The sequence below is a fragment of the Verrucomicrobiia bacterium genome, from assembly GCA_019634635.1.
GTDB lineage: Bacteria > Verrucomicrobiota > Verrucomicrobiia > Limisphaerales > UBA9464 > UBA9464.
On sequence record JAHCBB010000064.1, the window covers coordinates 1 to 9,494 of the forward strand.

Consider the following 9,494-nt stretch of genomic DNA (forward strand, 5'->3'; position numbering starts at 1 on the left):
ATGCGAACACAGGGACAGGTCATCTGTGGCTCACCCCACCCGGTCACCCGCCGGCCCCACCACCGGTGGGTCGCGCCTCCGGCGTACGCGCACCTGCGAATCCACCCCCAAACGCCACCTCCATGCGGCTCCAAGGAGCATTGCCCTCCGGGAACTGAACGGCCGCCGCTGACTCCGGGCTGGCATCCGGCGGACGGTCACGCTTAGCTGAAGCCCGCGACATTGCCGCATTTCTGAAAGTCCGCACCATGACGTCCCTGCCCATCTTCACCGCCGGCGCCGCACTGCTGGCCCTCCCGTTCCTGACCGGCTGCCAGCACACCGGCTCGGTGCGTACCGTCACCGACGCCGACAACGGCGGGACGATCACTTTGGGGAGCCGCGACCGGCTGGAGGTCCTGCTCCACGGGAATCCGTCCACCGGGTACACGTGGCAGACGCTGAAGATCAATTCCTGGGTTCTGTCGCCCTTGGGTCGCCCGGCCTTCACCCCGGGGCCGAACCCCGGTTCCGACGAGCCCAGGGTCGGCGCCGCCGGAACCTTCCGGTTTGTCTACCAGACTCTCGGCACCGGGAGCAGTCCGCTGGAACTGGCCTACGCGCGCCCCTGGGAACCCGACAGCGACCCTTCCAGGACCTTCAAGATCACCGTGGTGGTCTCGAGGTAGGCAGACCTGCCTCAGCCTTGCGTTGCCCGCGCGGCTCGCACGGACCGGCAGCTCCGGCGCGGGTTCCTGAAGTGCCTGACACCCGTACGCCCACTGCAGCTCAGGTGGCAGGCTGACATGAAACACCTGCCCCAGTCCCAGCCAGGAGTCCCTCCAATCTTCGGCACCACGCCCGCGCTTCAAGAATTGGCATTCCGAATTCTTTGGTCTTCGCCAGATCCTGATCAAACGCCGGCGCGATTCGGAGCGCCGGGCATCAGGAGGGTCCTGAGAGACCGGCCGGCGCGGCCGGTGTGATGGCTGACAGGAACTCGGCTTCGGAAATGGCGGTCTGCGCGAAGTGTACCCGGACCGGACGCGTGGACGGCAGTGGGGATTTGCCGCCCGGATCGGCGGAACAGAAGCCACAAGGGAGGCAAAGCGAAACACAGGCCCGGCACGCCAGCGACTGGAGTGTGGCCGATGCCGTTGCCGGACACTTTCCACTTCGGATTTGCCAGTCGCTCTCACACCCTGCGTCCCGATGTCGCCACCGATTCGCGTTCGCTTTGCGCCCTCGCCGACAGGGGCCCTGCACATCGGGGGTGCCCGCACGGCCCTGTTCAACTGGCTGTTTGCCCGCCACCACGGCGGCGCGTTCGTGCTCCGCATCGAGGATACCGATAAGGCCCGCAACACACAGGAGGCGGTCGAGGTGATCTTCCAAGGGTTGCGCTGGCTGGGGCTCGACTGGGACGAGGGCCCGGAAACGTCCGACGCGGCGGGGCCGGACCGCGGACCGCACGGACCCTACTTCCAGAGCCGCCGCGAGTCCGTTTACCGAAGGCGCCTGGAGGAACTCAGGGACCGCGGCCTCGCCTACGATCGCGATGGCGCCGTGTATTTTCGGATGACCCGGGCTCCCATCACGATTCCGGACCTCATTGTTGGAGACGTCGTCCGTCCCCTGACGGATCGCGAGGCGGCGGATCCCGACTGGGTGCTGTGGCGCAGCGACGGGCAGCCGGTTTTTCACTTCGTCAATGTGGTGGACGACCTGGAGATGGGGATCACCCATGTCATCCGCGGGGAGGACCACCTAACGAACACCGCCAAACACATCGCGCTCTTCCAGGCGCTTGGGGCGACGCCTCCGCAGTTCGGACACCTGCCCCTCATCCTCAACGAGGACGGCACAAAAATGAGCAAACGAGACCGCGGCGCCGTGGTGACCGCCTACGAGACGGAGGGGTTCACGCCCGAGGCCGTGGTGAACTACCTGTCGCTGCTGGGGTGGTCGCCGGCGGACGCGGGCGAATTCATGACGCCGGCCGGGATCGTCGAGCGCTTCGACCTGGACCGTGTCCACCGGAGCGCCGCGCGGTTCGACGTCAAGAAGCTCACGGCCCTGCATTTTGAGCACACGCGACGCATGACTCCGGAGCGGTTCGTCAGGGTCGGTATCGAGGCCCTGCAACGGGCCGGCATCGAGACGGCCTCGTTTCCGGAAGCGTACGTGCGCGACGCCCTGCTCACCGTCCAGGAGAAAGGCCGCCTGTTCTCCGAACTGCCGGCGTGGACCGACTTTTACTTCCTCGCGGACGACGCCATCGGGTTCGAACCGGAAGCCGCGGCAAAAGTGCTGACGCCCACGGCGCGCCCGCTCCTGGAACGTCTGGCGGACTCATTCGCTGCGGTGTCCGGCTTCCATGCCGCCGGGCTGGAATCGAGTCTGAAGGCGCTTGCGGTCACCCTGGGAACCAAGGCGGGGGCACTGGTACAACCCTGCCGGTTGGCGTGCACCGGTCGGACCGTCGGCCCCAGCCTGTATCACCTGATGGAGGTCCTGGGACGCGACCGCGTGGTGCGCCGCCTTCGCCTTGCGGCGGCGCGGGTCAACTGACCGCCCGATGGGATCCCGTTCATGAACCGTTCCCTCACCCACCGCCCCTGGAGTCCGCTCCACGCCCGATGGCCTGCCACCATTGCCGCCGCGCTCCTGCTCGCCGTGCTGATGCCGCACACGGCGCGGCCGGCGGAAATGCGGGCCGGGGCGGCTCAAGTGGTGATCACCCCGCCGGAGGGCACCCCGATGGCGGGGTACTATCACGCCCGGGGCGCCAGTGGCGTGCTGGACGATCTCTACTCCCGGGCCCTGGTCCTGGATGACGGCACGCATCGGATCGCCCTTGTCGCGCTCGACCTGATTTCCACGACGCGTCCGCTGACCGAACTGGCCCGGACGGCAATCGAGCAGGCGACGGGCATTCCCGGAGCTCACGTGCTGATCGCAGCCACCCATGCCCACACCGGGCCGGTGCTGGCGGACACGAGCGCCCGCACGGAGATCCCGGAAGATCCTCCCGAGGGCAGGCAGGCCACGCTCGCCTATGCCGCGACGCTGCCCGGACGCATCGCGGAAAGTGTCCGCCTGGCCAACGCCGCCCGGACCAACGTTCAAATCAGCGCCGCCACCGGGCGGTGCGAAGGCCTGGCCTACAACCGCCGGTTCTACCTCACGGACGGGTCGGTGGCATGGAACCCGGGCAAGGGGAATCCGGACATTGTGCTGCCCGCCGGTGTGACCGATCCGGAGGTGGCCGTGGTCCTCGTGGAACCGCCGCATGCACCGGGCCGGTGGGTGCCGGCCCATGCCGCCCTGGTGAACTTCGCCATGCATCCCGACACCACCGGCGGCACACGCATCTCGGCCGATTTCCCGGGAGCACTCGCCCGTCGGATGGCGGAATACCATGGCGGGGAATGCGTGACACTTTTCGCCAACGGTACCTGCGGCAACATCAACCACCTCGATGTGGAATGGCCGCGCTCCCAATCCAGCCCCCAGGAGGCCCAGCGCATCGCCACCATCCTGGCGGCCGCGGTCTTCCAGACCGAGAAATCGCTGCGCCTTGTTCCTTCGGGCCCGCTCCGGGTCGCCTCGGAACTCGTGTCCCTGCCCCTTCCCGAGTTCCCGGCAGAGGAGGTGGCGCAGGCGCGACTGGACGTCCGAATGGCAAACGATCGCACCCGCGAGGGGTTCATGAAGCTGGTGCGCGCCTGCAAGGTTCTGGATGTTGCGGCGCGCGAGGGTCGGCCGCTGGAAGTCGAGGTGCAGGTGCTGTCCGTTGGAGACGACCTGGCTTGGGTATCGCTTCCGGGCGAAGTCTTCGTGGAGCTCGGGCTGGCCATCAAGCAGCGGTCGCCCTTTCGCCAGACCATGATCATCGAACTGGCCAATGGCAGCATTGGCTACATTCCCGACCGCCGCAGCTATGCCGAGGGCAACTACGAGCCCGTCAGTGCCCGCTGTGCCGCCGGGAGCGGCGAGCAACTGGTGGAGGTCGCCGTCCGTCTCCTCCGATCGTTGCACGTTGGCGGTCCCTGAATTTCCACGACAGCGTGCGATCCCCCCTCGACGGCGGAGCGGCCCGCGCCTAGAAATCCCGGGTCACCGCAACGCATCGCCTCCATGAATCGTCGTTCCTTCCTTCAGACCACCGCAGCGGCCACGGTGGCGGCGTTTCCCACCATCCTGCGCGCCCAGGACAAATCCGGCTCCAAGAACGCCGTGATCGGCACGGGAGAGTACACCTACGAATGCCTCCACGGCTGGGGCGATCTGCCCTCCCACCTCAAGTGGGGCGAAACTCACGGGGTCGCGGTGGACGAGGCCGGATTCATCTACGTCAAAAACAACACCGGGCCCTCCGGGCTGCGACACCAGGACTGCATTGTCGTGTTCGATCCGACCGGGAGGTTCGTCCGCAGCTTCGGGTCCGAGTACAGCGCCCACAACATCCACACGGTCGGCCACGGCATTGACATCCGGAAGGAGGACGGCACCGAGTACCTGTACCTCACCCACACCTGGGCCAACCTGGTGACCAAGACGACCCTCCAGGGCGAAATCGTCTGGGCGTTGAGCACCCCATGGGAGGCGGGCGTGTACAAGGACCGCAAGGAGTTCATCCCCACCAACGTCGCCTTCCATCCCGCCGACGGCAGCTTTTACATCGCCGACGGCTACGGCACCGGATCCATCCACCGGTACAGTCAGGACGGCAGATTCCTCAGCACCTTCGGCGGGAAAGGCGGCCCGGAACAGCATGGCAAATTCTCGACGCCCCATGGGTTGTGGGTGGATGCCCGCCCCGGACGGGACCCGCAACTCTGCATCTGCGACCGCGCGAACGCCCGGCTGGAATACTTCACGCTCGATGGCCGCTACGTGAGCACCGTCGAGGGCCTGAGTTATCCCGCGCACCTCGACACCCGGGGTGAGGTGCTGATGTGTCCCGACCTGCACGCCCGCATCAGCCTCTTTGGACGCGACAACCAGCTCATCACGCACCTCGGATTCGATCCGGAATGGACCGACCGCGTCCTGAACAAGGGCGGCCAGGGGGGCCTGGTCATGCGCACCCGTCCGGAGACGTGGGAAAACGGCCGGTTCATCCACCCGCATGACGCCTGCTTTGACCGCGACGGCAACATTTTCGTCGTCGAGTGGGTCTCGGTCGGCCGGGTGTCCAAGCTTCGCAAGGTGACGTGAGCGGTCCCGTCCCGACGGGCGAGCCGGGGGCGGTGGGTTACGGTACGGACACCTTCAGCCGCATGAAGCGGTTGGTCTTTGTTGTGAGCGCGCTGTTGTCGCGAACGACCAGCCGGGTCCGCGTGTCCTCCACAACGGTGGTGTGCGGCGGGCCGGAGTTCCACGGCCCGGCCGGCGCGTCAGCCACCTCGGCGGTGTAGGTCACGGCGGCGTTGTTCGTCCGGCGGCTGACGATGAGCACGAGGAACTGTTGCGGCCCCGCCGCGAGCAACTCCCCGCGAATGAGTCCTGGTGGATCCGTCGCCCTGGGGTCGGTGCCAAGGGCGAATTCCATCAGGTTGCTGTAGTCATCGCCGTCCTCGTTGCCACCCGCACCCACGACGTTGTTGGCCAGCGTCCAGGCCTCGAATGCGTTGGCCGGCGAATCATTGTCGAGGATCGTCACGGTGGCGGCGGCGGGTTCACCCACGGTGTAATGCGAGGCGGGCGTGAGGGTCAGGATCACCGTCTCGTCCCCCTCCACCAAGTCGTCATTGAGGGGCAGGATGCTGACCGTGGTGGTGGCGGATCCGGCGGCGATGGTCGCGCCGAGGGCGGTGGCAAAATAGTCCGTGCCGTTGATGGCCGTTCCGGTGAGAACGAACTGCACCGGCAGCGCCGCCATCGTGCTACCCGTGCGGGTGAGCGTGAAGGTGCCAACCGCGGGTACACCCTCGGCCGCAGTCGGTGTCGTGGCCACCACGGAAACCACGGGCAGGCCCGAAAATGTTCCCCGCCGATAGACCGCGCCGATGAGCGGGCCCGCCGCGTTGCCACTAAGCGTCGGACTCGCGCCGCCGCTGAAGGAAAGTCCGTCCGGTGTGAGCCCAATTGTGCCGATGATGGCCTGGGTGAAGAAATTCCCCGAGAAGAAGTAGTCGGAAAAATAGAGCGTCGTGTCATCGCCGTTGAGGCGGGGATACCCGACGCCCACAGCGCTGTTCACGGTGAAGAGCGCGCCGCTCGAACCGCTCTGCGCATTGAGGCCGTAGATGGTGGAGCTGCGGGCGAAGGGGTTCTGAGCCTCGAACACCAGCCGGTGATTGTGGATCCGGGCGACCGAGGGATTGCCAATGTTGACTCCCGGGATGGGCCGCACGACCACAAACGCGCCGCCTGAGTTCCGGTCAATCACATAGATGCTCCAGTTGTCGAAGTTCGTGCCGTCGCTGAACCGCAGCCGGTTCAACGCATCGTAATAGAGCAGGCCGCCGTCCAGGGAGAAGTCCAGCGTGTCGCCATGAAGCACCGTGGCGAGGGAACCGCCGTCCATCGTGGGCGCCAGCAGGTCATAGGTCTCCACCTGCTGCGTGGCGAGGTGGACCACATTGATCTGGTTTCTCGGCTGCCCGAAGCCATCCCGCAGGATGATGGCCGCAAACTGTCCGTCGGGCGAAAGGCCGACGGACCAGACCTGCCCGGTGAACCCGAGGCTCTGGCCCTGGCCCGTCCGGGTGTCCACGAGCGCCATGTCGTTGTTGGCCGTCACGACCATCACCTGGGAGCCGTCCGCGACGACCACTGGACGTTTCCGCGGGGCCATCGCCACCTGCGAGAGCGTGACCCCGGCGGCCGGATCCCCCAGGGCGGCCTCCCGTCGGGCCAGGAAGGTCAGTCCGCTCAACGCATCCACGTACGTAAAGATCAGCGAGTCCGGTCCTGGAATCCCAAGGATCGGGGTCGGCCCCTGCGGCGGGGCCTGATCGAAGATCTCCACCGCATTGAACGCCTCGCCCGTGCGGATCGCTTCCGGGGAGCCGGGCCCAAAAATCTCCACTGCCGACTGCACGCAGGCCAGCCTGCAGTCAATGAACTGGGACTGCTGGGTCAGCTTCGTCGTCAACGCCCGGTAGAAGATCCGCTCCGCGCTGGCCAGCCCGATCGCTCCGGGGAGCCCCTCGACCAGCTGGTAGAAGGCGTGGTTGATGATGCTGCTGTTGAAGTGCACGCCGCCGTTGTCGCGACCGGTGAAGGTGTCAAGGATCGGATCATTGACCGTGATGAACTGGCTCATCCGCGCCGGAAACGGACGTCCCGGACGGACATCGAAGGCATTCGGGTTCTTCAGGTCGCGGGTTTGTTTCGTCAAACCGGAGCCAAACCGCCAGTCGGCTTGGCCGAGGAAAAAGGCCTCGGTCGCCTCGCCGAAGATGTCCGAGAACGCCTCGTTCATCGCGCCCGACTGGTTGCGGTAGACCAGGTTGGCGGTCCGCTCGGTCACCCCATGGGTCAGCTCGTGCGCCACAAAATCGAGGGACTGCGGGTACGTGTCCACGCTGCCCAGAAGGATGACGCCCTGGTTCCAAAATCCGTTGTCCACCGGCACGTTCACCACGCAGATGATCGTCCCGCCCTGGTTGTCGAACGAATTTCGCCGATGGCGCTGGAAGAAGTAGTCGTAGCTGGCGGCAAGGTGGACCGATGCGCTGATGCCCATGGCCGGAAATCCGCTGGTGAGGCTTGCGGACGAGATCACTTCCGGGGCGTAGGCCGCCGGGTTGACGCCCGGGTCCACGCCCTTCGCGTCGAGGACAAGGATGCCGCCCGCCGTGTTTCCCGGGCTGGGTGGCGTGCCCGAGACCGCGGAGAACATCGGCTTGCTCGTGTCCACCATGTAGTGACGTCCGTTTGCCGACCACAGGTTTACCGGACGGGTCTGACCGCGAAGATCCGTGCCGCTGCCGACGGCGGCGGCGGAGCAGACCTGGTTGATCGAATCCACGATCGCGCCCGAGGCCGCATCCACCAACACGAGCCAGTGGTCCAGGGGCGAGGTGTGAAGTTCCACCCGGTAAGCCAGCCGCGTCTCCCCGTCCACCGGCGCATAAACGATCAGTTCCTGACGTTCGACGGGCGCGAACGGGTTCACCCCGATGCGCCGGCGGGCAAGCTCCGCGGCTTCCGCGGACGCCAGCCGTGGGACCACTTCCAATCCAGCCGGCGTGGGCACGTACGCCCCGGTCACCAGGTGCGTATGTCCCGCGCGATCCATGTGCACCGTCAGCCCCGCCGGCCACACCGGCAGCCCCTCGTAGCGTTGCTCGTAGCGCACCTGCGTGTGGCCGAGTTCATCCCGCGTCTCGCGGGTCTTGCGCAGCTCCTCCTCGGGATTCTGGAGGAGCAGCAGCTCCCGGTTCCGACGGAGAAATCTCAACGCCGTGGTCTCCTCGAGGGTCCGGTCGGGCTCGGCAACCTCCGCCGGCCGCTCCAGCGAAAGTCCCTCCAGGTAGCGGACGGTGTTGTTGTCCGGATTGCCCCGCACCTCCAGGTGCTTCCCGCTGCGCCAGCGCAGATCCGACAACACGGCCAGCTGCGCATCGCTGAACCGCGCCGGTGGCGGCACCAGTGCGGGCCTTGGATGTCCGTTCGTCGGTACGGGTGGCAGGGACGGGGCCGGACCGGTGCCCCCCTGCCCCAGACCCGCCATTGCCGTCCGGATTCGCCGGGCGAGGACCACGGCATCGGGATCGGGTGTGGTCCATGCCGCCGGGCCGTTGGCACCACTCAACGGCGTCGCGTGGATCAACGGCGCCGGCGAGGCGAGCACCGCCTTGTTCGCGGCAGGCGGCATCGCGCCCGGCAGCCCGCCGGCATCCGGCCCGAGCTGCGACGCGTGCCAGAGGGTGCCGAGGAAACCAGCGAGCACGCACACCGCAACCCAGGCGCGCTGCCGCGGGGGAAACCAACCAGGAGATCGTGTCATGTCAGGTGGCAATGGCAGGAATCCATCGGACTTCGGCCTCACGGATCCCGCGACCCCCCGGTGGGACGGGTGAACACATCAGGACGAACAGGCCCTCAAAAGAATGTCCACGAACTGCGACAAAACAAGGCATCAAGCGGCTTGCTGAACGCCATTGCGGGGCGTACACCCGCATCGTGACTCCGGAGAAACGGTTTGGCCCCCACGGTGTCCACGCCGCCCCATCCCGGTGCGGCGCCTTCACGCTGATTGAACTGCTGGTGGTGGTCGCCATCATCGCCATCCTTGCCGGAATGCTCCTGCCCGGACTCGCCCGGGCCAGGGAACGATCCAAACGCATCGCCTGCCTCTCCAACCTCAAGGGGCAGGCCCTGTCGTTCACGATGTACGCCGACGATTTCCGCGGCATCTACCCCACTGCCGACCAGGAGACGGCGTGGAGGCTCGATGCGCTCTACGTCATGAGCAGCAATCAAGCCGCGGCCCTGATGAGCTACGGGCTGAACGGCGGACGGATGCGAACTTCAGAGTCGGACTTCAGCACGGACAT

General features: G+C 66.6%; 6 protein-coding genes. 5 read left to right on the plus strand and 1 reads right to left on the minus strand.

Annotated features, from left to right (window positions below; genetic code table 11):
- Positions 1 to 248: 248 nt before the first annotated feature.
- From KF791_20655 to KF791_20670, 4 genes are all read left to right on the plus strand, one after another.
- Positions 249 to 668 carry a protease inhibitor I42 family protein gene (locus KF791_20655; protein MBX3734994.1) on the plus strand — a complete coding sequence of 140 codons (420 nt, stop codon included), beginning with the start codon at positions 249 to 251 and terminating at the stop codon, positions 666 to 668.
- A gap of 523 nt (positions 669 to 1,191) precedes the next feature.
- The gene (locus tag KF791_20660; protein ID MBX3734995.1) at positions 1,192 to 2,550 is read left to right on the plus strand and encodes a glutamate--tRNA ligase; all 1,359 of its coding nucleotides are present in this window, start codon (positions 1,192 to 1,194) and stop codon (positions 2,548 to 2,550) included.
- Between the two features lie 21 nt (positions 2,551 to 2,571).
- Positions 2,572 to 4,035 carry a hypothetical protein gene (locus tag KF791_20665; protein ID MBX3734996.1) on the plus strand — a complete coding sequence of 488 codons (1,464 nt, stop codon included), beginning with the start codon at positions 2,572 to 2,574 and terminating at the stop codon, positions 4,033 to 4,035.
- 84 nt (positions 4,036 to 4,119) lie between these two features.
- On the plus strand, positions 4,120 to 5,202 hold the full coding sequence (locus KF791_20670; GenBank protein MBX3734997.1) for a twin-arginine translocation signal domain-containing protein: 1,083 nt from the start codon (positions 4,120 to 4,122) through the stop codon (positions 5,200 to 5,202).
- A gap of 37 nt (positions 5,203 to 5,239) precedes the next feature.
- On the opposite strand, the gene KF791_20675 is transcribed toward KF791_20670, so the two are convergent.
- A complete protein-coding gene (locus tag KF791_20675) occupies positions 5,240 to 8,944 on the minus strand; it encodes a M4 family metallopeptidase (protein MBX3734998.1) in 3,705 nt (1,234 codons plus the stop codon).
- A gap of 11 nt (positions 8,945 to 8,955) precedes the next feature.
- On the opposite strand from KF791_20675, the gene KF791_20680 reads away from it, so the two are divergent.
- Positions 8,956 to 9,494 (plus strand): type II secretion system protein (locus KF791_20680; protein ID MBX3734999.1); only part of this gene is annotated, 539 nt, incomplete at its 3' end.

Excerpts from the sequence above, each read along its gene's own strand:
- KF791_20675 (MBX3734998.1), bottom strand. The coding sequence starts at position 8,944 with ATGACACGATCTCCTGGTTGGTTTCCCCCGCGGCAGCGCGCCTGGGTT.
- KF791_20665 (MBX3734996.1), top strand. The coding sequence starts at position 2,572 with ATGAACCGTTCCCTCACCCACCGCCCCTGGAGTCCGCTCCACGCCCGA.
- KF791_20655 (MBX3734994.1), top strand. The coding sequence starts at position 249 with ATGACGTCCCTGCCCATCTTCACCGCCGGCGCCGCACTGCTGGCCCTC.
- KF791_20660 (MBX3734995.1), top strand. The coding sequence starts at position 1,192 with ATGTCGCCACCGATTCGCGTTCGCTTTGCGCCCTCGCCGACAGGGGCC.
- KF791_20670 (MBX3734997.1), top strand. The coding sequence starts at position 4,120 with ATGAATCGTCGTTCCTTCCTTCAGACCACCGCAGCGGCCACGGTGGCG.